The organism is Pseudomonas sp. 13159349 (assembly GCF_013305685.1).
GTDB lineage: Bacteria > Pseudomonadota > Gammaproteobacteria > Pseudomonadales > Pseudomonadaceae > Aquipseudomonas > Aquipseudomonas asiatica.
Window position 1 is genome coordinate 5,090,837 of sequence record NZ_CP045553.1, and the last position, 23,566, is coordinate 5,114,402.

Annotated in this window: 22 protein-coding genes; 7 read left to right on the forward strand and 15 right to left on the reverse strand. The window is 62.7% G+C overall.

All coding sequences use genetic code 11. From position 1 onward, the window contains the following. Positions 1–313 precede the first annotated feature (313 nt). From msrQ to mrcB, 9 genes are all read right to left on the reverse strand, one after another. Entirely contained in the window at positions 314–910 is a 597-nt protein-coding gene (gene msrQ, locus GEV38_RS23460) for a protein-methionine-sulfoxide reductase heme-binding subunit MsrQ (RefSeq protein ID WP_015271832.1), read from the reverse strand. Then, on the reverse strand, positions 910–1,923 hold the full coding sequence (gene msrP, locus GEV38_RS23465; protein ID WP_015271833.1) for a protein-methionine-sulfoxide reductase catalytic subunit MsrP: 1,014 nt from the start codon (positions 1,921–1,923) through the stop codon (positions 910–912). Before msrP ends, msrQ begins: the two co-directional genes overlap by 1 nt. Before the next feature lie 79 nt (positions 1,924–2,002). Then, complete coding sequence (pssA, locus tag GEV38_RS23470; RefSeq protein WP_009685387.1) at positions 2,003–2,854, reverse strand: CDP-diacylglycerol--serine O-phosphatidyltransferase; 852 nt, start codon at positions 2,852–2,854, stop codon at positions 2,003–2,005. A 150-nt stretch (positions 2,855–3,004) separates the two neighbouring features. After that, complete coding sequence (gene ilvC / locus GEV38_RS23475; RefSeq protein ID WP_013974255.1) at positions 3,005–4,021, reverse strand: ketol-acid reductoisomerase; 1,017 nt, start codon at positions 4,019–4,021, stop codon at positions 3,005–3,007. Positions 4,022–4,073: 52 nt separating this feature from the next. Then, a complete protein-coding gene (ilvN, locus tag GEV38_RS23480; RefSeq protein ID WP_003250040.1) occupies positions 4,074–4,565 on the reverse strand; it encodes an acetolactate synthase small subunit in 492 nt (163 codons plus the stop codon). Position 4,566: 1 nt separating this feature from the next. Continuing rightward, entirely contained in the window at positions 4,567–6,291 is a 1,725-nt protein-coding gene (locus GEV38_RS23485) for an acetolactate synthase 3 large subunit (protein ID WP_015271834.1), read from the reverse strand. Between the two features lie 408 nt (positions 6,292–6,699). After that, the gene (locus tag GEV38_RS23490) at positions 6,700–7,032 is read right to left on the reverse strand and encodes a YqcC family protein (protein ID WP_015271835.1); all 333 of its coding nucleotides are present in this window, start codon (positions 7,030–7,032) and stop codon (positions 6,700–6,702) included. Beyond that, positions 7,032–7,850, reverse strand: coding sequence for a tetratricopeptide repeat protein (locus GEV38_RS23495; protein ID WP_039615235.1), 819 nt, complete (start codon positions 7,848–7,850; stop codon positions 7,032–7,034). Before GEV38_RS23495 ends, GEV38_RS23490 begins: the two co-directional genes overlap by 1 nt. 15 nt (positions 7,851–7,865) lie before the next feature. Next, the gene (gene mrcB / locus GEV38_RS23500; RefSeq protein WP_023661650.1) at positions 7,866–10,187 is read right to left on the reverse strand and encodes a penicillin-binding protein 1B; all 2,322 of its coding nucleotides are present in this window, start codon (positions 10,185–10,187) and stop codon (positions 7,866–7,868) included. Positions 10,188–10,303: 116 nt separating this feature from the next. Here mrcB and GEV38_RS23505 point away from each other — a divergent pair, with 116 nt between their 5' ends. Continuing rightward, a complete protein-coding gene (locus GEV38_RS23505) occupies positions 10,304–11,866 on the forward strand; it encodes a bifunctional aminoglycoside phosphotransferase/ATP-binding protein (RefSeq protein ID WP_054573650.1) in 1,563 nt (520 codons plus the stop codon). 177 nt (positions 11,867–12,043) lie between these two features. Beyond that, complete coding sequence (locus tag GEV38_RS23510; protein WP_054573649.1) at positions 12,044–12,322, forward strand: TfoX/Sxy family protein; 279 nt, start codon at positions 12,044–12,046, stop codon at positions 12,320–12,322. Between the two features lie 178 nt (positions 12,323–12,500). Here GEV38_RS23510 and GEV38_RS23515 read toward each other — a convergent pair whose 3' ends face one another. The 4 genes from GEV38_RS23515 to GEV38_RS23530 form a co-directional block, all read right to left on the reverse strand. Next, positions 12,501–13,382 carry a ChaN family lipoprotein gene (locus GEV38_RS23515; protein ID WP_054573648.1) on the reverse strand — a complete coding sequence of 294 codons (882 nt, stop codon included), beginning with the start codon at positions 13,380–13,382 and terminating at the stop codon, positions 12,501–12,503. A 167-nt stretch (positions 13,383–13,549) separates the two neighbouring features. Beyond that, on the reverse strand, positions 13,550–14,317 hold the full coding sequence (locus GEV38_RS23520; protein ID WP_015271839.1) for a heme ABC transporter ATP-binding protein: 768 nt from the start codon (positions 14,315–14,317) through the stop codon (positions 13,550–13,552). Beyond that, positions 14,317–15,300, reverse strand: a complete 984-nt coding sequence (locus GEV38_RS23525; RefSeq protein ID WP_162491233.1) for an iron ABC transporter permease — start codon at positions 15,298–15,300, stop codon at positions 14,317–14,319. Before GEV38_RS23525 ends, GEV38_RS23520 begins: the two co-directional genes overlap by 1 nt. Before the next feature lie 50 nt (positions 15,301–15,350). Then, the gene (locus tag GEV38_RS23530; RefSeq protein WP_043935916.1) at positions 15,351–16,235 is read right to left on the reverse strand and encodes a hemin ABC transporter substrate-binding protein; all 885 of its coding nucleotides are present in this window, start codon (positions 16,233–16,235) and stop codon (positions 15,351–15,353) included. A gap of 148 nt (positions 16,236–16,383) precedes the next feature. Here GEV38_RS23530 and GEV38_RS23535 point away from each other — a divergent pair, with 148 nt between their 5' ends. Next, positions 16,384–16,701, forward strand: coding sequence for a Rieske (2Fe-2S) protein (locus GEV38_RS23535; RefSeq protein WP_015271842.1), 318 nt, complete (start codon positions 16,384–16,386; stop codon positions 16,699–16,701). Here GEV38_RS23535 and sfsA read toward each other — a convergent pair. Both sfsA and GEV38_RS23545 read right to left on the reverse strand, forming a co-directional pair. After that, complete coding sequence (gene sfsA / locus GEV38_RS23540) at positions 16,691–17,404, reverse strand: DNA/RNA nuclease SfsA (protein ID WP_013974266.1); 714 nt, start codon at positions 17,402–17,404, stop codon at positions 16,691–16,693. The genes GEV38_RS23535 and sfsA overlap by 11 nt on opposite strands. Further along, positions 17,404–18,576, reverse strand: a complete 1,173-nt coding sequence (locus GEV38_RS23545; RefSeq protein WP_015271843.1) for a pyridoxal phosphate-dependent aminotransferase — start codon at positions 18,574–18,576, stop codon at positions 17,404–17,406. The genes sfsA and GEV38_RS23545 overlap by 1 nt, the downstream gene beginning before the upstream one ends. Positions 18,577–18,786: 210 nt before the next feature. Between GEV38_RS23545 and dksA the strand changes: the two genes are divergently transcribed. The 4 genes from dksA to GEV38_RS23565 all read left to right on the forward strand — a co-directional run bounded on the left by dksA (position 18,787) and on the right by GEV38_RS23565 (position 23,563). Beyond that, positions 18,787–19,230, forward strand: coding sequence for an RNA polymerase-binding protein DksA (gene dksA / locus GEV38_RS23550; RefSeq protein ID WP_003259209.1), 444 nt, complete (start codon positions 18,787–18,789; stop codon positions 19,228–19,230). A 64-nt stretch (positions 19,231–19,294) separates the two neighbouring features. Next, on the forward strand, positions 19,295–20,182 hold the full coding sequence (gene gluQRS, locus GEV38_RS23555) for a tRNA glutamyl-Q(34) synthetase GluQRS (protein WP_015271844.1): 888 nt from the start codon (positions 19,295–19,297) through the stop codon (positions 20,180–20,182). A gap of 245 nt (positions 20,183–20,427) precedes the next feature. After that, positions 20,428–20,604 (forward strand): hypothetical protein, encoded by a 177-nt coding sequence (locus GEV38_RS23560; protein WP_003250005.1) that lies wholly within the window; start codon positions 20,428–20,430, stop codon positions 20,602–20,604. Further along, the gene (locus GEV38_RS23565) at positions 20,588–23,563 is read left to right on the forward strand and encodes a sensor histidine kinase (protein ID WP_161551537.1); all 2,976 of its coding nucleotides are present in this window, start codon (positions 20,588–20,590) and stop codon (positions 23,561–23,563) included. Before GEV38_RS23560 ends, GEV38_RS23565 begins: the two co-directional genes overlap by 17 nt. Positions 23,564–23,566: the final 3 nt, after the last annotated feature.

The window sequence follows — 23,566 nt, forward strand, 5'->3', positions numbered from 1 at the left end:
CATTTGATCGTAGCCCTTTCAACTTCGCTTCAACTATCTAACTCTTTGAAAATCAAGGAGTTTGTCGTTCCGGCGTCGCTGGAAGTGGGGCGCATTATAAGGGGATTCAGAAGGCGGTCAAGGGTTAATTTCATTTATTTGAAATGTTCCAGGCGAAGACCTTATCAAGGCTACCAGGTGCTCGCCACAACACCTTCTGCGCCTGTGAGATCGAGCGCCGCGCGGGCGGCGCTCGATCTCACAGGCGCCAGAAAACTCAAGGCAGGCACATTTCAAAGGCAATGCCATCTCAAGACAGGCCCTTGCCCCTCCCCTATCTCCGGCCAATCCTGGGCAGCACCCGCGCAACAGCAGGAACCCGCAACACCATCAACACAGCCCCAATAACCGCATAAATCGCCCACTCCCGCAGATCCGAGCGCACGATCCACAGAAAATGCAGCAAACCCAACCCAAGTATCACATACACCAACCGGTGCAGCTTCTTCCACCTCGCTCCCAACCGCCGCTGGCTATACCGATTCGAGGTAACCGCCAGGGCCAGCAATCCAAGAAACCCAAGCGCACCCACAATTATGTATGGCCGCTTGCGCAACTCCACCGCCAACTGCCCCCAGTCCAACCCAAGGATGAAGAACAGGTAAGCCAGGACGTGCAGCACGATATAGGCAAACACCCACAACCCCAACTGCCGGCGCACCACGATCCAGCCCGACCATCCCGTCAGCTTCTGCAGCGGCGTCATGCCCAAGGTAACCAGCAGGAAGGTCAGCGCCCCGAGCCCAAGCCGGTCCATCATGATCTTTCCGGGATCAGGCCCTAGCACATTCATCGCCGCCTCATACAACCACCAGACTGGGAACAGGCATCCCACGATGAAAATGGCCAGACGAAACCAGGGGTAACGCATCAATAGTTCTTCCGCAGATCAAGCCCGGTATACAGCGACGCCACTTCATCGGCATAGCCATTGAACATCTGGGTTTCCCGCACATTGGGACTGAACAGCCCGCTGGGCAGCCGCCGTTCACGCGCCTGGCTCCAACGGGGGTGGTCGACCGTCGGGTTCACATTGGCATAGAACCCATATTCATCCGGCGCCAGCCCTTCCCAGGTGGTGCCCGGCTGCTCCGCCACCAGGCTGATACGCACGATCGACTTGATGCTCTTGAAGCCATACTTCCACGGCACCACCAGCCGCAACGGCGCGCCATTCTGGTTGGGCAGCTCCCGGCCATACATCCCGACCGCCAGGATCGCTAAAGGATGCATTGCCTCATCCAGGCGCAAGCCTTCTCTATAAGGCCAGTCGATCAAGGCAAAACCCGAACGCTGCCCCGGCATGTGCTCCGGGTCTTTCAGGGTTTCGAAGCGCACATAACGTGCCTTGGATGTCGGCTCGACCTGCTTGAGCACCTGCGCCAACGGGAAGCCCAGCCACGGAATGACCATCGACCACGCCTCCACGCACCGCAGCCGGTAGATGCGCTCCTCGAGCTGGTACGGTTTGACGAAGTCCTCCAGCGCATAGCGGCCGGGCTTACCCACTTCGCCATCGACCACAACGCTCCACGGTTCGGTCTTCAGGCTGTCGCCATTGGCCGCCGGGTCGCCCTTGTCAGGCCCGAACTCGTAGAAGTTGTTGTAGTGGGTGGCATCCTTGAACGGCGTGATTGCCTCACCCTTGACCGTTACTGCCTGCCATCGGGTAGCTGCGAGCTTTTCATTGAACCAGCCAGGCGCCCTGCCCGCCTCGACATCGGCGTATCGGCTGGCTTCAGCTGCGCGCGCCATGCTCGGCAAAGCGCCCAGGGCCAGGCCAGCCAACGAGCCACCCAGCAGGGTACGACGGGAGAGATAGATGCCTTCGGGGGTGATCTCCGACGCCTTGCACTCGGAAGACCTGGGAAGCTTGATGAGCATGAGCGGCTCCACAGCACTGGATAACGGATGTACCAGTAAGACTATGGAGCCGGCGGGTTATTCCAGCATTAAATGATTGTCACGCTTTGCGACGGCGTGACTTCAGCAGGAACTGAATCGGGCCCGAAGCCGCATAGGCGAGGAAGATCAGCAGCAGGATACGCGGCGGGTCGCTGAACACCACGGCAAACACCAGCACCACGGCCAGGATAGCCACGAACGGCACACGCCCCTTCAGGTCCAGCTCCTTGAAGCTGTTGTACTTGATGTTGCTGACCATCAGCATGCCGGCAGCAGCCACCAGCAGCGCCACCAGGAACGACAGCTTGGAGCCCTGGATGCCGTAGTCGCTGAACGCCCACACGGTACCCGCGACCACACCCGCAGCAGCAGGACTGGCAAGGCCGATGAAGTAGCGCTTGTCGGCGGTGCCGACCTGGGTATTGAAGCGTGCCAGGCGCAGTGCTGCACCGGCCACATAGATGAAGGCAACCATCCAGCCAACCTTGCCCATGTCGCCCAGCGCCCAGCCAAAGGCCAGCAAGGCCGGAGCGACACCAAAGGCAACCATGTCCGACAGTGAGTCGTACTCGGCACCAAAGGCGCTCTGTGTGTTGGTCATGCGCGCGACACGGCCATCCAGGCCGTCGAGCACCATGGCCACGAAGATGGCGATCGCAGCGAAGGCAAAGTACTTGCTCGCCTCGCGCGGGTCACCGGCACTCAGGGCGCTCTGCGCGCTCATCGAGCTGATGATGGAATAGAAACCGGCAAACAGGTTGGCGGTGGTAAACAGGTTGGGCAGCAGGTAGATGCCACGATGGCGTACCTTGCGCCCTTCGGCGTCATGCCCTTCTTCAACGTGCTCATCGACAGGTAGCAGGCTTTCGGCGTCGGAGGGCTTGTTCGGCTCTTCGGGACGTTCGCTCATGGAGGGTACCTTGCAACAGGATGGAAAATGTTCGACACGGACCTGCAAAACAGGTTCTGACGGCAGGCCACTGGTCTGCTTTATACCAGAAGCTGACTGTCAGAACGAAAAAACGCGGCCGAAGCCGCGTTTTTCATCTTTCGATAAGACTTAGTTCTTGGTCTTGTCGACGATTTTGTTAGCCGAGATCCACGGCATCATCGAGCGCAGCTGCTCGCCGATGATTTCGATGCCGTGAGCGGCGTTGTTGCGGCGCTTGGCGGTCATCGATGGGTAGTTGGTAGCACCTTCGGAGATGAACATCTTCGCGTACTCGCCGTCCTGGATGCGCTTCAGGGCATTGCGCATGGCCTTGCGGGATTCTTCGTTGATGACTTCCGGACCGGTTACGTACTCACCGTACTCGGCGTTGTTGGAGATCGAGTAGTTCATGTTGGCGATGCCGCCTTCGTACATGAGGTCAACGATCAGCTTCAGCTCGTGCAGGCACTCGAAGTAGGCCATTTCCGGCGCGTAGCCAGCTTCAACCAAGGTTTCGAAACCGGCCTTGACCAGCTCGACAGTACCGCCACACAGAACAGCCTGCTCACCGAACAGGTCGGTTTCGGTCTCGTCCTTGAAGGTGGTTTCGATGATGCCGGTACGGCCGCCGCCTACGCCCGAAGCGTACGACAGGGCGACATTCTTGGCGTTGCCCGAGGCGTCCTGGTAGATAGCGATCAGGTCAGGGATACCGCCGCCCTTGACGAACTCGGAGCGAACGGTGTGGCCCGGGGCCTTCGGCGCGATCATGATCACGTCGAGGTCGGCACGTGGGACAACCTGGTTGTAGTGGATCGAGAAGCCGTGGGAGAAGGCCAGGGTAGCGCCCTTCTTGATGTTCGGCTCGATTTCCTGCTTGTACAGTTGGCCCTGGAACTCGTCCGGGGTCAGGATCATGACCAGGTCGGCAGCAGCGACGGCAGAGGCAACGTCGGTCACTTTCAGGCCGTGGGCTTCTGCCTTGGCAACGGTGGCCGAACCTTTACGCAGACCGATGGTGACATCCACACCGGAGTCCTTCAGGTTGCACGCCTGAGCGTGGCCCTGGGAACCGTAACCGATGATGGCGACTTTCTTACCCTGAATGATGGAAAGGTCGCAGTCTTTATCGTAGAAAACTTTCATGAAATACCCCTGGTTATATCTCGGCCCCTGCGGAGCCATCGCTAATTTGAATTCAGATGCTGAGCACTTTGTCGCCACGGGCAATGCCGGTAACGCCGCTGCGCACGGTTTCGAGAATCGATGCAGTGCCGATCGCCTGGATGAAGCTGTCCAGTTTGTCGCTGGTGCCGCTCAGCTGCACGGTGTACACGCTGGCAGTCACATCGACGATCTGGCCACGGAAGATATCCGTGGTGCGCTTGATCTCGGCGCGCTGGGCACCGGTGGCCTTGACCTTGACCAGCATCAGTTCACGCTCGATGTGAGCGCTTTCCGACAGGTCGACGAGCTTGACCACTTCGACCAGCTTGTTCAGGTTCTTGGTGATCTGTTCGATCACTTCGTCATGGCCAACGGTGGTCAGCGTCAGACGCGACAGGGTCGGGTCTTCGGTCGGCGCCACGGTCAGGCTTTCAATGTTGTAGTTACGCTGGGAGAACAGGCCGACCACGCGGGACAACGCACCTGGTTCGTTTTCCAGCAGCAGGGAGATGATGTGCCGCATATCAGGTACGCTCCGTCTTGCTCAGCCACATGTCACGCATCGAGCCATCCTTGATCTGCATCGGATAGACGTGCTCACTGCGGTCAACCGCGATGTCGATGAACACCAGGCGGTCCTTCATCGCAAACGCTTCTTCCAGCTTCGGCTTGAGGTCCTTCAGGCTGGTGATGCGGATACCCACATGGCCATAGGCCTCGGCCAGCTTGATGAAGTCAGGCAGCGACTCGACGTACGAGTGCGAGTGACGACCGTTGTAGGCCATGTCCTGCCACTGACGGACCATGCCCAACACACCGTTGTTCAGGTTGACGATCTTCACCGGCAGGCCGTACTGCATGCAGGTGGACAGCTCCTGGATATTCATCTGGATGCTGCCTTCGCCGGTCACGCAGGCCACGTCCTGGTCCGGGAAGTTGAGCTTGACGCCCATCGCCGCCGGGAAACCGAAGCCCATGGTGCCCAGGCCACCGGAGTTGATCCAGCGGTTCGGCTTGTTGAAGCGGTAGTACTGCGCCGCGAACATCTGGTGCTGACCCACGTCGGAGGTTACGAAGGCATCGCCATTGGTCACTTCGCACAGGGTCTCGATGACTTTCTGCGGCTTGATGACATTGCCGTCACCCTTGTCGTAAGGGAACAGCTCGCCATTGCCACGCCATTCGTCGATCTGCTTCCACCAGGCATCCAGCGCCGCCTTGTCAGGCTGCTCGCCGATTTCCTTGAGGATGCCGAGCATTTCGCTGAGCACGCTGTCGACCGGGCCGACGATCGGCACGTCGGCCTTGATCATCTTGGAGATCGACGCCGGGTCGATGTCGATATGGATGATCTTGGCATTCGGGCAGAACTTGGCCGGGCCGTTGACCACGCGGTCGTCGAAACGGGCACCGACGGCGAAGATGACGTCGGCATGATGCATGGCCATGTTGGCAGTGAAGCTGCCGTGCATGCCGAGCATGCCGAGGAACTGGCGGTCGGTACCCGGGAAGCCACCCAGCCCCATCAGGGTATTGGTGACCGGCAGGTTCAGCGACTTGGCGATTTCGGTCAGGGCTTCGGAGCCACCACCGAGGATCACGCCGCCACCGGAGTAGACGATCGGGCGCTTGGCCGCCAGCAGCATCTCTGCAGCCTTGCGGATCTGGCCGGAGTGGCCGCGTACCGCTGGGCTATAGGAGCGCAGCTTGACCTTTTTCGGATAGACGTATTCGAACTTCTCGGCCGGGTTGGTCATATCTTTTGGAATGTCGACCACGACCGGACCTGGGCGACCGGATTGCGCCAGGTAGAAAGCTTTTTTCAGAACTTCGGGGATTTCGCTGGCATGTTTGATCATGAAGCTGTGCTTCACGATCGGCCGCGAAATACCGATCATGTCGGTTTCCTGGAAGGCATCGGTACCCACCATGGTGCTAGGCACCTGGCCGGACAGGATGACCATCGGAATCGAATCCATGTAGGCGGTGGCAATACCGGTAATGGCATTGGTCGCGCCCGGGCCGGAGGTTACCAGCACCACGCCGGCCTTGCCGGTGGCGCGGGCGTAGCCGTCCGCCATATGGGTAGCTGCCTGCTCATGACGAACCAGGATGTGCTCGACTTCCGGTTCCTTGAACAGCGCGTCGTAAACATGCAGGAGAGCACCACCAGGGTACCCGTAGATGTGCTTAACGCCTTCGTCACGCAAGAAGCGGACGACCATCTCAGCGCCAGATAAAAGCTCCACGTTGTTCACCTCTAAAACGCCAGAATACCGCCCTCACTGGACGGGTCTTAATAGGTTTACTGCCAAGCAGAGCATGAGCGAACGTCAGCACTGACTGAGCAAGTATTGGGAGCGCCCCAGAGTGTTGCGGGGTTTTCCCACCCAGCGCGAGGTAACGCGTTGCGGGGTGTAACAGGTCGGCGCGGGTGTGCGCCTCATGATCTGCTTAGCGGGTCTGCTTCTGGCAGTCCCTCTACAGCGGAGATTGGATTCTTCTGATTCGGCGCCAACAAGTCAAGAAAAATTATTGCCAATTTTTCCCCAAGATGAATCCCTGCCACCACTAAAAATCGCTTCAGCAGCAGAATAAATAAGATTTCCACAAAAAAGGGCCACAATCTGCGGCCCTTGAAGGAAAAACTGAAGAAATCAGGCGGAAGGAGCAATCAATTGGTCAAATGCTGCCAACAGGCGGCGTAGCTCACGACTTTGCTCTGGCCGGTCGGTAAATACCGTTTCAGCCATTACCAGGATGCCGGACGCACTAGGCAGCGGGTGGCCCAGCTCGATGATGATCTTCATCCGCGGCAGGAAGATCCATTGGAGCCACTGCTCGAAACTGAGGGTATCGACTGCGAAAGGCACCGTGCTGGCCAGTGCCTCATCGCTTGGCGGCTCGTCATCCCACCAGCCTTGCACCTGCAGCTCTCGTTCGATCAGCAGCAGGTGGTCGGCAACATCCAGAATGCGCTGCTCGATCATCACGAATTGACCCGTGCCTTTTGCCGGGCCAGTGCGGCACCAGCGCTGTCACCCTGCTTCTCGCGGGCCTGGGCGATGGTGTTCCACAGCTCGGCCTGCAGGCTCGGGCGGCCGTTGGCGTAAGTCAAAGCACGACGCGCCAACTGCTCGGCCTGCGGTGCATCACCTTGCGACAGGCGTACCTGGGCCAGACGGTACAGTACCTGTGGCTCGCGCGGGGCAATGCGCTGAGCACGCTCCAGGCTCGATGCGGCACCGTTGAAGTCACCGCTGCCCTGCTGGGTCTTCGCGGTGGTCAGCAGCGCCAGCACCGGGCCGTCCAGCTGCTCGTCGGCCGACAGGCCACCGGTAGCAGCACCGCTACGCGGAATACCGGTTGGCGCGCTGGTGCTTTGCGGGGCGCTGTTCATCGCCGCGATGTCGAAGGGTTCGTCGGCGATCGGGTTTGGATTGGTGGTCATTGGTGCCGAAGTGACCGGACCAGTGGTAATTGGGCCTGGGGTGATCGGCCCCGGGGTAATCGGCGAGGTGCTGATTGGCGCCGCGCCATTGGCCGCCGGGAACGTCTGGATGCCCGAAGCGCCAGCGCCCTGTGGGATCATCACGGTCACGCCGGAGTCTTCAGGCAGCGTTTGAGCCTGCGCGGTACCTGCGTTATAGCCACCCGCAGAGCGATTGGCCGTCACGCGTTCGCTGTTGGACACCCGGGTGCTCGAGTCGACCACCGGAATATTGCCGCGCGGGACGCTGGCGCACCCCTGGAGCACAGCCAGCGCCGTCACGGCAGGAAACAGCCACTTGTTCACGTCACACCTCATCAATGCAGCCTGTTCTTAATTCATCCAGCCCTTGACCCAGTCCATGACCGATTCAACTGGATCCTGCTCGCCGCCACAGGTCGCGCCGGCGGGCGGTTCACTCCCGCGAATATACGGCATCTGCACCGCTCCCGGACAGCTGCCATCAGACCCATGGCCGCTGTACGGGTCAATCCAGGCCTGCACCACGTTGTCCGGTTGCGGCATGTCCAGCGGCAGCGGGTCGGCCTTCTTCATGAAGCTGGTCCACACCTGCAGGGCGCCGGTGGCACCAGTAAATGGCGTCTTGCCGTTGTCGTCACGACCCATCCATACCACGGCCAGCAGGTCCTGACTGAACCCGGAGAACCAGCTGTCGCGCGAATCGTTACTGGTACCGGTCTTGCCCGCCAGGGTGAGATTGCGCGGCAAAGTGTTGTACACCGAGCGGCCGGTGCCTTCGCGCATCACCCGCTGCATGGCGTTCTGCACCAGGTAGATAGCCCCCGGGTCGAAGGTTTGCTGGATCTGGAACGGGTAGCGTTTTAGCGGCTCGCCCTCGGCGGTGAGCACGCTGCGGATACCGCGCATCGGGGTATTGAAGCCGCCGTTGGCGATGGTCTGGTACATCGTCGCAACCTGCATTGGCGACATGCCGCCGGCACCCAGCAGCATGGCCGGGAAGGCTGGCCAGTCAACGTTCACTCCCAGCCGGCCAATGGTCTTGATCACGTTGGGCACACCCACTTCCAGGCCGATCTTGGCAGTCGACAGGTTGTAGGAGTTGGCCAGCCCCTGGTACAGGTAGATGGTGCCATGCGGGCGACGATCGTAGTTCTGCGGGCGCCAGACCTGGCCGTCGGCACCTTTGACCGAGAACGGCTCGTCCTGCACCCAACTGGTCAAGGTGTACTTGGTCGGTTGTTCCAGCGCGGTCAGGTACACCGCCGGCTTGACCAGCGAACCGATCGGCCGCACGGCATCAATGGCGCGGTTGAAGCCGGCGAAGCCGGCCTGCCGGCTGCCGATCAGCGCCTGCACCTCACCGGTTTCCGGATTGGTCACGACCATCGCCGACTCAACCTCGTCCGCCCCCTTGCGCCCCGCGAGGCGCTTGAAGGTCTCGCTCATCGAGGTTTCGGCCTTCATCTGCAGGATCGGGTCGAAGCTGGTGAAGATGCGCAGGCCTTCTTCGGTCAAGTCTTCATCGCGGTAGTCCTGGCGCAGCTGACGCTTGACCAGGTCGAGGAAGGCCGGGAACGAGCTGTCTGCCAGGCTGCCGCGCTTGGTCACGCCCAGCGGCATCTTCTTCGCTGCATCGACTTCTGCCTGGCTGGCCACGCCCTGCTCGGCCACCAGGTCGAGCACCAGGTTGCGGCGGGCCAGGGCGCGGTCCGGATAGCGACGCGGGTTGTAGTAGGACGGCCCCTTGACCATGCCCACCAGCAAAGCGATCTGGTGCAACTTCAGCTCAGACAGCGGTTGGCTGAAGAAGAACTGGCTGGCGAGGCCGAAGCCGTGCACCGCACGCTGACCATCCTGGCCGACGAACACCTCGTTGAGGTAGGCCTCGAGGATCTCGCGCTTGTCGTAGTGCAGCTCCAGCAATACGGCCATCATCGCCTCGGTCAGCTTGCGGCTGAGGCTGCGCTCGCTGGTGAGGTAGAAGTTCTTCACCAACTGCTGGGTCAGGGTGCTGCCACCCTGGCGCATGGAACCTGCCGAGGTATTGACCCACATGGCTCGGGCGATGGACTTGGGCGACACCCCGAAGTGGCTGTAGAAATCGCGGTCTTCCGTCGCCACCAGGGTTTCGAGCAGGTACGGCGGTACCTGGTCGATCTTGATCAGGATGCGGTCTTCGAGGTTTTTCGGGTAGATGCCGCCGATCATCAGCGGCTCCAGGCGCACTACGTCGAGCGTCTTGCCGTTGGCGCCGGAAAGGCCTGCCACGTAATCGCCGGAGAAGCGCACACGCACGAATTGCGCCGGCTCCATGCCCTCGTAGAACTGGAAACCACGAGTATTGAGCTCGACGGTGTTGCCGTTGACTGCCGCCGCTCCCGGCCCGTTGGCCGCGCTTTCACGCCGGTAGCCGAGCGCGTCCAGCTCTGTGAGGAAGTCGTTCTTGCTCAGTTTCTGGCCGGTGAACAGCTCCAGCGGCCGGGCATACACCTTGGCCGGGATGGTCCAGCGCTTGCCGGAAAACTTTTCCTGGACAACGGCATCGAGGTAAACCGCGAAGCCGGCGACTATCACCAGGCCGACCAGGCTGAGCTTCAAAGCCCAGCCCAGCCAGGCGCGGGAGCGGCCGGTCGGGCGTTTCTGAGGGGTACGGGGATTTCGAGTTCGGGTCATGGCGGCGGATTATACGCACTTTATAAAGGCTGGGCAGACGCCCCCGGCGGTAGGCAGGGACGGCACCATTGACCATAATGGCGCATTCGAATTCCCTGCCCCCGGAAGGATTTCCCGTGAGCCAAGCCCTTATCACTGCGTTGCAGAACCCAGCCCTGTACCCTCACCCCGTGGATGGGTTCCAGCTCATCGAGACGCATATCTCCTGGGTCCTGCTCACCGGCGAGTATGCCTACAAGATCAAGAAGCCGATGAACTTCGGCTTCCTCGACTTCACTGGCCTGGACCAGCGCCGGCATTTCTGTAACGAAGAATTGCGCCTGAACCAGCGCCTGACCGACGGCCTGTACCTTGAAGTGTTGCCGATAACCGGTAGCGTCGATGCGCCGCAGATCGGCGGTGAAGGCGAAGCCATCGAGTACGTGCTGAAGATGCGTCAGTTCCCCCAGGGGCAGATGCTCAACACCCTGCAGGCCAATGGTGAACTGAACGCCGCGCACATCGACCAGATGGCCCGGCAGATCGCCGAGTTCCACCTGCAGGCCCCACGCGTGCCGGTGGAGCACCCACTGGGCACGCCGGACAGCGTGATGGCACCTGTGGAGCAGAACTTCGAGCAGATTCGCCCGTTCCTCAGCGACAAGGCCGACCTGCAGCAACTCGACGCCCTGCAGGCCTGGGCACGCAGCAGCTTCGAGCGCCTGCATGGCCTGCTGGAAAAGCGCAAGGCCAATGGTTTCATCCGTGAGTGCCACGGTGACATCCACCTGGGCAACGCCACCCTGATCGACGGCAAGGTGGTGATCTTCGACTGCATCGAGTTCAACGAACCGTTCCGCCTGACCGATGTGTACGCCGATACGGGCTTCCTGGCCATGGACCTGGAAGACCGCGGCCTGAAATGCCTGGCCCGCCGCTTCATCAGCCAGTACCTGGAACTGACCGGCGACTACGAAGGCCTGGAACTGCTCAACTTCTACAAAGCCTACCGCGCGCTGGTGCGGGCCAAGGTTGCACTGTTCAGCATGCCAGCCGATGCCGATGGCGTGCAGCGCGCCACCACTCTTCGCACCTACCGCAACTATGCCAACCTGGCAGAAAGCTACAGCGCCATCCCGTCGCGCCTGCTGGCCATTACCCACGGTGTTTCGGCTGTGGGCAAAAGCCACGTGGCCATGCGCATGGTCGAAGCCCTTGGCGCCGTCCGCGTGCGTTCGGATGTGGAGCGCAAGCGCCTGTTCGGTGAACAGCAGCAGGCTGAGGCTGGCCAGCTGAGTACCGGCATCTATGATCAGGACGCCAGTGTCGCGACCTACCAGCGCCTGCACGAGGTGGCAGCGACCGTACTGCGGGCCGGCTTCCCGGTGGTGCTGGATGCCACCTACCTCAAACGTGATCAGCGCCAGGCCGCGGCGGACATCGCCAGCCAGACGGGCGTGCCGTTCCTGATCCTCGACTGCCATGCGCCAGAAGCGGTCATCGCCAGCTGGCTGGAACAGCGCCGGGCAGAAAACACCGACCCGTCGGATGCCACCCTGGAAGTGGTCAAGACCCAGCAGGCCAGCCGTGAGCCGCTGAGTGCACAAGAGCTGGTGCAGAGCACCCGCGTCGATACCCAGAGCGCCGGGAGCATGGACCAAGTGATCGAGCAGATTCGCCAGCGCTTGCCTGGGCTGTAAGTTCAGCGTTTTCCTGGACCGGCCACTTCGCGGATGAACCCGCGAATAGGCCGGCACAGGACATCTCGTCGCCCCCTATGGCAAAAGGCCGCGCATTTCCTATCCCCCGCTACACTCCTCTCTGACCTGCTCGCGATTTATCCCCCAATCCCCGTTCAGCCATCGCAAGGAGGCTCGATGAACGATGAATTGCAGCATCTGAAGAACCTTGGCAAGACCTCTGCGCAGTGGCTGCATGCAGCCGGCATCCACAGTGCATCGGATCTGCGTCGCCTGGGCGCGGTGGGTGCGTACCAGGCCGTGAAGACACGAGGGTTCCGCGCATCGAAGGTGCTGTTGTATGCCATTGAAGGCGCCCTGCTGGACATGCACTGGAACGATTTGCCGCTGGAGCGCAAAGAAGCGCTCAACCAACAACTGGATGCGAAAAACCCTGCGCAAAAAAATCAGAAATAATCTCGGGAAAGGGATTGACGCCGAAATGAGAATAGTTATGATTATCACAACTGGTCGCGAGACTGGTTGGATAAGCTAAGAGCCCCTGGTTCGGACTCTCAGATTATCTCCTCATCAGGCTAATCACGGTTATTGACCCGGCAATTTGCCGGGTCTTTTTTTGCCTTTTACAGCCCCGTCACCGCAGTTGCGCGCAATAGTCCTGCTCCGGCATCGCTGCCGTGTACCACACAAAATCAGCCTCGCCTGCCTCGACCTGCTCACCAACCTCAGCTAGCAGTAGCACCTTGCTCTCCCCCTGCGCTTGCAGGTCAGCCAAGTGCAACGGTACACCCAGGTCCTTGCGCACGTGATAGGCCCCGGCCAGCAGCAGTGCTGGCTGCGGCGCCGCCAGCAAGCGCTCGGCCATGCGCCGGTCGCGCTGCTGCTGCACGGCCAGCATCGCCGGCAACTGGCTTTCTGGCAGCATCCCGCAATGCCCGGCACGCACATGCTCCAGCAAGGCGGCCTTGACCGTCGGCGCATTGGAGCGTTCGCCCGGTAACAAAGCCGGCTGACGATAGGCCTGGCGCATCTCGCCGGGCGAGAGGTTGGCGGCCAGCACAGGCACCCGCTGCTGCAAAGCCTCGGTCACGATTGGCCCGTACAGCTGCCAATCCCAGCCGTCCTGCCAAGCCATGGCCCTGGGCAGGTCTGCCGGTAATGGTTGCCCCGCGAGCTTGTCCAGCAGCGGTTGTTGCTCAGGCTGCAGCATTTCCAGCAGCAGGCTGCCCTGCACACGTTGGTCTTGCAGGGCGCGCAGCAGCCACAGCTGCAGTGCGTGATGGTCAGGGTTGTCGTGTTTCTCGCCGACAAGCACCCGGGGGGCGGCAGACAGGCGCTGCACCAGTTGCTCAGGGCTGATCAGTTGGCCTTTGGCAAGATCGACGATATGCCCCAGCTCGGCATGGCTGCGCCCCTCACTGCTCTGCCAGGCGGGCGGCGGTGGCAGGCTGGCCTGGCAGCCACCCAGTACCAGCACCAGGCACAGCAAGAAAGCGGACAGCAGCGGATGTCGCATGGGCAGTATCTCCATTCATGGTCTGCACGAGCCCTTGTAGGAGCGGCCTTGTGTCGCGATAGGGCCGCAAAGCGGCCCCAGATTTTCAGCAGTGATGCACAAATTGCCGGGGCTGCTCTGCAGCCCTTTCGCGACACAAGGCCGCTCCTACAAAGATCGCGCCAGCGTTAGCGAGTGATGATCAGCGGATGCCCACGCTCCGGGTGCGCCTGTACCAGTACGTCGATCCCGTATACCGCCTTCAACGCCGCCGGCGTCAGCACTGCTGACGGTGCGGCAAAGGCATGGCAGCGCCCCTGCTCCAGCAGCAGGATACGATCACAGTAGCGCGCCGCCAGGTTCAGGTCATGCAGGATCACCAGCACCGCGGCGCCACGGTCGGCAAAGCGGCGCACGGCTTCGAGGGTGGTGTGCTGGTGCAACGGGTCGAGCATCGAGGTTGGCTCGTCCAGCAGCAGGGTTGTACCCGCCTCGCCCGGCCACAGCTGCGCCAGCACCCGAGCCAGGTGCACTCTTTGCCGCTCGCCGCCAGACAACGCCAGGTAACTGCGCTCCACCAGGTGCCAGGCATCCGCTGCCCGCAAGGCCGCTTCGACGATTTCAGCATCGCGCCGCTGCCCGGTGCCATGGGGCATGCGCCCCATGCCCACCACTTCCTCGACCCGGAACGAGAACCCCAGGCTGGACACCTGCGGCAACACCGCCAGGCGCCTGGCCCGCTCCTGCCCTGCCCAGTCCGCCAGTGGCCTGCCCTGTAGCGTCACCCGCCCGTGATCGGGCGCCAGCTCACCACACAGTACTCCTAGCAGGCTGCTCTTGCCGGCACCGTTGGGGCCGAGCACGCCCACCACCTGCCCCTGGCTCAGCTGCAGATGAATGTCATGCAGCACTTCGTTGCTGCCCCGCCGCAAGTACAGCCCCTCGGCTTGCAACATCAACTGCGCCCTCGTATCAGCAGGAACAGGAAGAACGGTGCGCCGATAAAGGCCGTGACGATGCCGATCGGCAGCTCGGCAGGCGCCAGCAGCAGCCGCGCCGCCAAATCGGCGAACAGCATCAGCACACCGCCAGCCAACAAGGAAGCTGGCAGCACCACACGGTGATCAGGCCCGGCCAGCAGGCGCACCAGGTGCGGCACCACCAGGCCGATGAAACCGATCAGCCCTGCTGACGCCACCGCCGCACCCACGCCGAGCGCCGTGCAGAACACCAGCTCGCGCTTGAGCCGCTCCACGTCAATGCCCAGGTGACGCGCCTCCGATTCACCAAGCAGCATGGCATTCAACGCCTTGGCCCGACGTGGCAGCCACACTGCCACGCCCGCAGCCACCAGCAGCAAAGGCCACAGCCGCTGGTAACTAGCACCATTGAGGCTGCCCAGGTTCCAGAAGGTCAGCGTGCGCAGCGTGGCGTCGTCGGCCAGGTAGGAGAACAGCCCCACGGCAGCACCGCCCAGCGCGGTCATGGCCACACCGGCCAGCAGCATCGTGGCGACGTTGGTCTGGCCGTCGCGTCGCCCCAGACGATAAACCAGCGCAGTCACGCCCAGCCCGCCGATGAAAGCGCACACCGACAACAGGTAAGGGGCAAGCACATCCGGCATGCCGCCCAGCCAACTGCCGCCAACGATGGCCACCGCCGCGCCCACCGCTGCTCCGGCGGCAACCCCTACCAGCCCGGGGTCGGCCAGCGGGTTACGGAACAGCCCCTGCATGGCCACACCAGACAGCGCCAGCACCGCGCCCACCGCCAACCCCAGCAAGGTGCGCGGCAGGCGGATCTGGCCGAGGATCATCTCGGCCTGCTGCAGGCCGTCAGCGGCAATGGGCAACCCCAGCAGGCGCAAGCCGGCACGCAGGGTATCGAACAGCGGCAGGCTGACCGGCCCCAGGGCCAAAGACAACCACACCGCCAACAGGCACAACAGGCTCAGGCAAACGAACAGTGTGCGTGGCTGGACGCGTTGTTTCATTGGGAGAGGCTGATCTTGGCGGCCGGATAGAAGGTAGCCGCAAGCAACTGAAGTGTTGCCGGCAGGCGTGGCCCGAGCCCGCCGACCAACAGTGTCGGGTCAAGCGATACCAGGCGTTTCTCTCGCACGGCGCGCGAGGTCGCCAGCGCGGGGTTTTCTTTCAGCAACGCCTTCAAGGCTTCGTCATCGGCCAGCGCCCGGTCGGAAAACACGATCACATCCGGGTCCAGCGCAGCCAGTGCTTCGCTGGAGAAATTCTTGTAGCCCTGATGTTCTGCCAAGTTGCGCCCGCCCGCCTGGCTCAGCAGCCAGTCGCCGGCGGTACCCTGCCCGGCGATCAGCGGCTTGGCACCCGCATGCCCGACCAGCAGCAACACTCCTGGCGCCTTCTGCCCGGCCTGGGCCTGCCTGACCCTGGCCTGCAAGGCATCGAGCTGCTGGTGGTAACCCGACGCCAAGACCGCGGCCTGCTCTTCTGCGCCCAGCAATTGCCCCAGATGCTTGAGGTTTTCATCCACCGCCGCCACCTCGGCTTTGCTGGAGAACAGTTCGACCCGCACGCCAGCCTTGCGGATTTGCGCCAGTACCGGTGGCGGCCCCATTTCTTCGGTGCCCACCAGCACATCTGGGCGCAGGCTGAGAATGCCTTCCGCAGACAACTGCCGCTGGTAGCCGACGCTAGGCAGTGACTTCAGCGATTGCGGGTGCTGGCTGGTGGTGTCCACACCCACCAAGCGCGCTTCACCGCCAAGAGCGCTGATCCATTCGCTCAGTGCGCCACCAGCGCTGACCCAACGCTGCGGCAGCTCGGCCGCCAGGGCCTGGGTGGACAGCACAACGCTCGCGCACAGAGCGAGCAAGGCGACAGGACGGCGCATCATCGGGTTCCTTCTGCAGGCGAGCCGCGCGCCTTGTGGCGAGCGACGGAACTGCGCACCATAGGCAGCCGGGCGCAGCGAATATGGACAATTTGATAATTATTCGCATTGAAGCGTCAAGCCATCACTTGTTCCACGAGTCGTCCTTGCCATGCACTTCCTTTGTACCTCCCACGGCCTGGCCGAAGGCCATAGCCGAGCCTTCAGCGTAGACGGCATCGAACTGTTCGGCGTGCGCCGCCAGGGCCAGGTGTACCTCTACCGCAACCGTTGCCCGCACCGCGGTATCCCGCTGAACTGGGTGGAAGATGCGTTTCTCGATGACAGCGCCAGCCTGATTCACTGCGCCCATCATGGCGCGCTGTTTCTGATCGAAAGTGGAGAATGCGTGGCCGGGCCGTGCGAGGGCGAGCAACTGCAGGCCCTGGGCTGCCACGAGGACAGCCAGGGCATCTGGCTCAAGGGGTAAGCAGCACCGGCAGGCGGCGGTCGATGACAATGCCTTCGGAGTCCAGGCGTGCGCCGTAGGCCAGCACCTCCACTCCATCTGAAACTGCCGCGCGCAGGGCCTGGGCATAAGCCGCATCGATTTCCTCGGCCGGGCGCACCGCGTCGATACCGGTCAGGTTCACACAATACAGCTGCACAGCCCGCACGCCTTGCCTGGCCAACTTCGCCAGCTCTCGCAGGTGCTTGGCGCCGCGCTGGGTCACCGCATCAGGAAAGGCCGCGACCGTGCTGGCTGGGTAGCCCAGGGTCACGCTCTTGACCTCGACATAGGCCGGGGCACCGTCGAACTCCAGGCGAAAGTCGATGCGGCTGCCTTCCTCGCCGTAGGCTACCTCACGCCTTAGCGCACTGAAACCGGCCAGTTCGGCGATGATGCCGGCACGCAGGGCCTCTTCGACCAGCGCATTGGCCCGCCCGGTATTCACACAGGCCAGCCGCCCCTGCGGGGTTTCGCTGATTTCCCAAGTACCCGGGAGCTTGCGCTTGGGGTCGTTGGAGCGGCTGAACCACACCTGCCCGCCTTCACGCATGCAGTTGAGCATGGAGCCGGTGTTGGGGCAGTGGATGGTGAGTTGTTCGCCGCCGGGCAGTTCGATATCCGCCAGAAAGCGTTTGTAGCGGCGCAGCAGGCGGCCCTGTTCGAGTGGGGGATGGAACTGCATCAGCCTTGCCAGCTCCGCAGGCCGCGAGCAATCCGCTGCACCGCCTCTTCCAGGCGCGGCAGGCTCTGGGTGTAGGCAAAGCGCACATGGTGGCCGGCCAGGTGACGGCCGAAGTCCAGGCCCGGGGTGAAGGCCAGGTGCTCGGTCTCCAGGAAGTGCCGGCAGAAGGCGAACGCGTCACCGCCAAAGGCACTGATATCGGCATACAGGTAAAACGCCCCCTGCGGCTCGACGGCAATGCGGAAGCCCAGTTCGCGCAAGGCAGGCAACAGGTAATCGCGGCGGCGGGCGAACTCGGCGCGGCGCTCCTCGAAAATGGCCAGGGTTTCGGGCTGGAAACACGCCAGCGCGGCATGTTGGGCCATGCTTGGCGCACTGATGTACAGGTTTTGTGCCAGCTTCTCCAGGTCGGCCACCGCGCCAGGAGGCGCCACCAGCCAGCCGAGGCGCCAACCGGTCATGCCGAAATACTTGGAAAAACTATTCAGGACGAATGCCGAGTCGTCCACTTCCAGCACGCTGGGCGCGTCCATGCCATAGGTCAGCCCGTGATAGATCTCGTCCACCACCAGATGGCCGTGCCGTTCACGGGTGGCGCGGGACAGGCTGGCCAGGTCGTCACGCCCCAGCACGGTACCGGTCGGGTTGGCCGGCGAGGCGACCAGGGCTCCGACCGTGTCCTTGTCCCAGTAGCGGTCGACAAGGTCGGCAGTCAGCTGGTAATTCACGTCCGGGCCCACCGGCACCAGCTGCGCCCCGCCCTCGACCAGGCGCAGGAAGTGGCGGTTGCACGGGTAGCCTGGGTCGGCCAGCAGCCAGTGCTTGCCTGGGTCTACCAGCAAGCTGCTGGCCAGCAGCAGCGCACCGGAGCCACCCGGGGTGATGAGGATGCGTTCAGGGTCGACACTCAGGCCGTAACGCTGGCCATAGAACCCGGCAATGGCTTCGCGCAGTGCCGGCAGGCCGCGTGCGGCGGTGTAGCGGGTGTGCCCGGCGGCCAATGCTGCCTGGCCGGCGGCAACGATGGGCGTGGCCGTGGTGAAGTCCGGCTCGCCGATTTCCAGGTGGATCACGTCGTGCCCGGCCGCCTGCAGCTCGTTGGCCCGGGCCAGCAGCGCCATGACGTGGAAGGGTTCGATGGCGCGGCTGCGCGCACTGTAGGGGTGGGCCATGACCTTCTCTCAATTGGGTCTAAACTGGAGATTCTACCTCTGCACGCCACCGAACGTGCGGCTCAGGCCGCTGTCAATTACCAGGATCGGGCGGGGTAGCGCACCCCCGATCTATCTGGTAAGTTCGGCGGCTCGCAGTCGCAGGGCCGGCGGGTGCCGGAGATGGAGCAGCCTGCGCATTGGATCAGATGAGTGAGAGGCGGTCTATTCATGTCCACCGTAGAAAAGCAAAAAGCCCAGACCATGTACGGTGTCGAGCCCTACGTAGAATCCAAAGGTGAAGAGTACATGGGCGAGCCCATGAAGAAGCACTTCACCAAGCTTCTCGGCGCCTGGAAGCAAGAGCTGATGACCAGTGTGGACCGCACTGTGGACCACATGAAGGACGAGGCAGCCAACTTCCCCGACCCGGCCGACCGTGCCAGCCAGGAAGAAGAATTCGCCCTGGAGCTGCGCAACCGCGATCGCGAGCGCAAGCTGATCAAGAAAATCGACAAGACCCTCGACAAGATCAAGGCCGACGAGTACGGCTGGTGCGAATCGTGCGGCATCGAGATCGGCCTGCGTCGCCTGGAGGCCCGCCCTACCGCCGACCTGTGCTTCGACTGCAAGGAAATCGCCGAGAAAAAGGAAAAGACGGTCGGCAAAGGCTGATCTTTCTTTCCACCTGAACGGGGCGCATCATGCGCCCCGTTTCATTTATATGCCCAGCCTGACCATGACCCACTCAAGCTACATCGGGCGTTTCGCCCCCACGCCCAGCGGCTTCCTGCACTTCGGCTCGCTGGTCGCCGCCCTCGCCTCCTGGCTCGATGCCCGCGCCGTGAACGGCCGCTGGCTGCTGCGCATGGAAGACACCGACCCGCCTCGGGAAATGCCCGGTGCTCGCGATGCGATCCTGCAGACCCTGGAGCGCTACGGCCTGGAGTGGGACGGCGAAGTGGTGTTCCAGAGCCAGCGGCACGATGCCTATGCCGCGGTAGTCGACCGCCTGTTCAACATGGGCCTGGCCTACGCCTGCACCTGCTCGCGCAAGCAGCTTGAGGGTTACAACGGTATCTACCCGGGCCTTTGCCGCAATGCCGGGCATGCTAGGGATGGCGCGGCGATCCGCCTGCGCGTGCCAGAGCTGATCTACCGCTTTACCGACCGCGTACAGGGCGAGTTCCAGCAGCACCTGGGGCGTGAAGTGGGCGATTTCGTCATCCAGCGCCGCGACGGGCTGTATGCCTACCAACTGGCGGTGGTACTGGACGATGCCTGGCAAGGTGTTACCGACATCGTGCGTGGCGCCGACCTGCTCGACAACACCCCGCGCCAGCTGTACCTGCAAGAGTTGCTGGGCTTCTCGCAGCCACGTTACCTGCATATTCCGCTGATCGTGCAGCCGGACGGGCACAAGCTGGGCAAGTCGTACCGCTCGCCGCCGCTGCAGGCGGACCAGGCGACACCGCTGTTGCTGCGGGCGCTGCGGGCGCTGGGGCAGAAAGCCGACCCCGAGTTGTTGCAGGCAACGCCGGCGGAGGTATTGGCGGTAGCTCGCAAGCAGTGGCGGCCCGAGGCGATTGCGCAGCGGACCACGGTGCCAGAGGCTGATTTGCGCTGAGGCAGGCCCGGCCCTATCGCCGGCAAGCCAGCTCCCACAGGTACAGCGCAGCACTCAGATCCTGTGGTGACCCTGTGGGATCTGGCTTGCCGGCGATAGGGCCAGAACAGGCAACCCACCCCTCAAAAACAAAAGCCCAATAAATTCAACCTCTTGGCGAACACCATGGATTCCCGCTAGCATCCCCCCAGCCATTTGCGCCAATAATAAGTCCAAGCCCGCAGCGCCCAACCATCGAGGCCAGCATGTACATCTATCGTTTGGTCCTGCTTCTGGTCGTGGGGATCTACCTGTTCTCCCCGGCCATCATGGACTGGTGGATCGAACCGACCGGAGCCTGGTATCGCCCTTACCTGCTCTGGCTGATCCTGATCGTCGTCACCTTCATCCTGCAGAGCCAACGAGATGCCGATGAGCTTTAGCCTGACCCAGATGATCCTGATCAGCGCCGCGTACCTCATGGTGCTGTTCGGTGTGGCCTGGATCAGCGAGCGGGGGTTGATCCCGCGCTCGATCATTCGCCACCCGCTGACCTACACCCTGTCGCTGGGCGTATACGCCAGTGCCTGGGCCTTCTATGGCTCGGTGGGCCTGGCCTACCAGTACGGCTACGGCTTCCTTGCCTGTTACCTGGGGGTGTCCGGCGCGTTCCTGCTGGCGCCAGTGCTGCTCTATCCGATCCTGAAGATCACCCGTACCTACCAGCTGTCCTCGTTGGCCGACCTGCTGGCGTTCCGCTTTCGCAGCACCTGGGCCGGGGCGCTGACCACCATCATCATGCTCATCGGCGTTCTGCCCTTGCTGGCCCTGCAGATCCAGGCGGTAGCAGACTCGATCAGTATCCTTACCGGTGAGCCGGTCAAGGCACGTGTGGCCTTCGCCTTCTGTACGCTCATCATCCTGTTCACCATCTTCTTCGGCTCGCGGCACATCGCCACACGCGAAAAGCACGAAGGGCTGGTGTTCGCCATCGCCTTCGAGTCGGTGATCAAGCTGCTGGCCCTGGGCGGTATCGGCCTGTATGCCCTGTATGGCGTGTTCGGCGGCCCGCACGAACTGGAAGTGTGGCTGCTGCAGAACCAGACCGCCCTGGCCGCTCTGCATACGCCGCTGCAGGAAGGTCCATGGCGCACCTTGCTACTGGTGTTCTTCGCCTCGGCCATCGTCATGCCGCACATGTACCACATGGCCTTCACCGAAAACCTCAACCCGCGCTCGCTGGTCAGCGCCAGCTGGGGCCTGCCGCTGTTCCTGCTGCTGATGAGCCTGGCCGTGCCGCTGGTGCTGTGGGCCGGCCTGCGCCTGGGCGCCACCACCAACCCCGAATACTTCACCCTGGGCCTGGGGCTTGCCGCCAACAACCAGGCACTGGCGCTGCTGGCCTACATCGGCGGCTTGTCGGCCGCCAGCGGGCTTATCATCGTCACAACCCTGGCGCTGTCGGGCATGGCCCTCAACCACCTGGTGCTGCCGCTGTACCAGCCGCCGGCCGAAGGCAACATCTACCGCTGGCTGAAGTGGACCCGCCGCGCGCTGATCGTCGCCATCATCACTGCGGGCTTCATGTTCTACCTAACCCAGAACAACCACCAGAGCCTGGCCAACCTGGGCATCGTCGCCTTCGTGGCCACGTTGCAGTTCCTGCCGGGCGTGCTGTCGGTGCTGTACTGGCCGACTGCCAACCGCCGTGGCTTCATCGCCGGCCTGCTGGCCGGCACCCTGGTGTGGATGGTGACCATGCTGCTGCCATTGCTGGGCAACCTGCAGGGCTTCTACATCCCGCTGCTGGACATGATCTACGTGCTGGACGACACCAGCTGGCACATGGCGGCCATCGCCTCGCTGGCGGCCAACGTGCTGTTGTTCACCCTGATCTCGCTGTTCACCAACGCCAGCAACGAAGAGGTAAGCGCCGCCGAAGCCTGCGCAGTGGACAATGTGCGCCGCCCGCAACGCCGCGAGCTGCACGCCGCCTCGCCACAGGAGTTCGCCACTCAACTGGCCAAGCCGCTGGGCGCCAAGGCCGCACAGAAGGAAGTGGAACAGGCCCTGCGCGATCTCTACCTGCCGTTCGACGAGCGCCGCCCCTATGCCTTGCGCCGCCTGCGCGACCGCATCGAGGCCAACCTGTCCGGCCTGATGGGGCCGAGCGTGGCCCAGGACATGGTCGAGACCTTCCTGCCGTACAAGTCCGGTAACGAAAACTACGTGACCGAGGACATCCACTTCATCGAAAGCCGCCTGGAAGACTACCACTCCCGCCTGACCGGCCTGGCCGCCGAGCTCGACGCCCTGCGCCGCTACCACCGCCAGACCCTGCAGGAACTGCCCATGGGCGTCTGCTCGCTGGCCAAGGACCAGGAAATCCTGATGTGGAACAAGGCCATGGAAGAGCTCACCGGCATCGCCGCCAAGCACGTGGTCGGCTCGCGCCTGGTCACCATCAGCGAACCCTGGCGCGGCCTGCTACAAGGCTTCATCAACGTGCCAGACGAGCACCTGCACAAGCAGCGCCTGGCGCTGGACGGCCAGCCGCGCTGGCTGAACCTGCACAAGGCGGCCATCGACGAGCCGCTGGCCCCGGGCAACAGCGGCCTGGTACTGCTGGTGGAGGATCTTACCGAAACCCAGGCCCTGGAAGACAAATTGGTGCACTCCGAACGCCTGGCCAGCATCGGCCGTCTGGCCGCCGGCGTGGCCCACGAAATCGGCAACCCGATCACCGGCATCGCCTGCCTGGCGCAGAACCTGCGCGAAGAGCGTGAGGGCGATGGCGAAATCATCGAGCTGTCCAGCCAGATTCTCGAACAGACCAAGCGGGTATCGCGCATCGTCCAGTCGCTGATGAGTTTCGCCCATGCCGGCGGCAGCCACCAGAACAGCGAAGAACCGGTATGCCTGGCCGAAGTGGCGCAGGACGCCATCGGTCTGCTGGCGTTGAACCGGCGCAATTTCGAAGTACAGTTCTTCAACCTCTGCGACCCGGAGCACTGGGCCGAAGGGGACCCGCAGCGCCTGGCCCAGGTGCTGATCAACCTGCTTTCCAATGCCCGCGACGCCTCGCCGCCCGGCAGCGCCGTGCGCGTGCGCAGCGAAGTCAACGAGCACACCGTCGACCTGATCGTCGAAGATGAGGGCAGCGGGATCCCGAAGAACATCATGGACCGCTTGTTCGAACCCTTCTTCACCACCAAGGACCCGGGCGAAGGAACCGGACTGGGGCTTGCTCTGGTCTATTCCATCGTGGAAGAGCATTATGGGCAAATCACCATCGACAGCCCGGCCGATATCGAACGGCAACGTGGCACCCGGATCCGCGTGACCCTGCCCCGGCATGTCGTAGCGACGTCCCCTGAAATTCGAGACCGTCGAGAGAATTGAATC

Coding starts and splice junctions, on each gene's coding strand:
- msrQ (WP_015271832.1), bottom strand. CDS start 910: ATGCGTTACCCCTGGTTTCGTCTGGCCATTTTCATCGTGGGATGCCTG.
- msrP (WP_015271833.1), bottom strand. CDS start 1,923: ATGCTCATCAAGCTTCCCAGGTCTTCCGAGTGCAAGGCGTCGGAGATC.
- pssA (WP_009685387.1), bottom strand. CDS start 2,854: ATGAGCGAACGTCCCGAAGAGCCGAACAAGCCCTCCGACGCCGAAAGC.
- ilvC (WP_013974255.1), bottom strand. CDS start 4,021: ATGAAAGTTTTCTACGATAAAGACTGCGACCTTTCCATCATTCAGGGT.
- ilvN (WP_003250040.1), bottom strand. CDS start 4,565: ATGCGGCACATCATCTCCCTGCTGCTGGAAAACGAACCAGGTGCGTTG.
- GEV38_RS23490 (WP_015271835.1), bottom strand. CDS start 7,032: ATGATCGAGCAGCGCATTCTGGATGTTGCCGACCACCTGCTGCTGATC.
- GEV38_RS23495 (WP_039615235.1), bottom strand. CDS start 7,850: ATGAGGTGTGACGTGAACAAGTGGCTGTTTCCTGCCGTGACGGCGCTG.
- mrcB (WP_023661650.1), bottom strand. CDS start 10,187: ATGACCCGAACTCGAAATCCCCGTACCCCTCAGAAACGCCCGACCGGC.
- GEV38_RS23510 (WP_054573649.1), top strand. CDS start 12,044: ATGAACGATGAATTGCAGCATCTGAAGAACCTTGGCAAGACCTCTGCG.
- GEV38_RS23515 (WP_054573648.1), bottom strand. CDS start 13,382: ATGCGACATCCGCTGCTGTCCGCTTTCTTGCTGTGCCTGGTGCTGGTA.
- GEV38_RS23520 (WP_015271839.1), bottom strand. CDS start 14,317: ATGTTGCAAGCCGAGGGGCTGTACTTGCGGCGGGGCAGCAACGAAGTG.
- GEV38_RS23530 (WP_043935916.1), bottom strand. CDS start 16,235: ATGATGCGCCGTCCTGTCGCCTTGCTCGCTCTGTGCGCGAGCGTTGTG.
- GEV38_RS23535 (WP_015271842.1), top strand. CDS start 16,384: ATGCACTTCCTTTGTACCTCCCACGGCCTGGCCGAAGGCCATAGCCGA.
- sfsA (WP_013974266.1), bottom strand. CDS start 17,404: ATGCAGTTCCATCCCCCACTCGAACAGGGCCGCCTGCTGCGCCGCTAC.
- GEV38_RS23545 (WP_015271843.1), bottom strand. CDS start 18,576: ATGGCCCACCCCTACAGTGCGCGCAGCCGCGCCATCGAACCCTTCCAC.
- dksA (WP_003259209.1), top strand. CDS start 18,787: ATGTCCACCGTAGAAAAGCAAAAAGCCCAGACCATGTACGGTGTCGAG.
- gluQRS (WP_015271844.1), top strand. CDS start 19,295: ATGACCCACTCAAGCTACATCGGGCGTTTCGCCCCCACGCCCAGCGGC.
- GEV38_RS23560 (WP_003250005.1), top strand. CDS start 20,428: ATGTACATCTATCGTTTGGTCCTGCTTCTGGTCGTGGGGATCTACCTG.
- GEV38_RS23565 (WP_161551537.1), top strand. CDS start 20,588: ATGCCGATGAGCTTTAGCCTGACCCAGATGATCCTGATCAGCGCCGCG.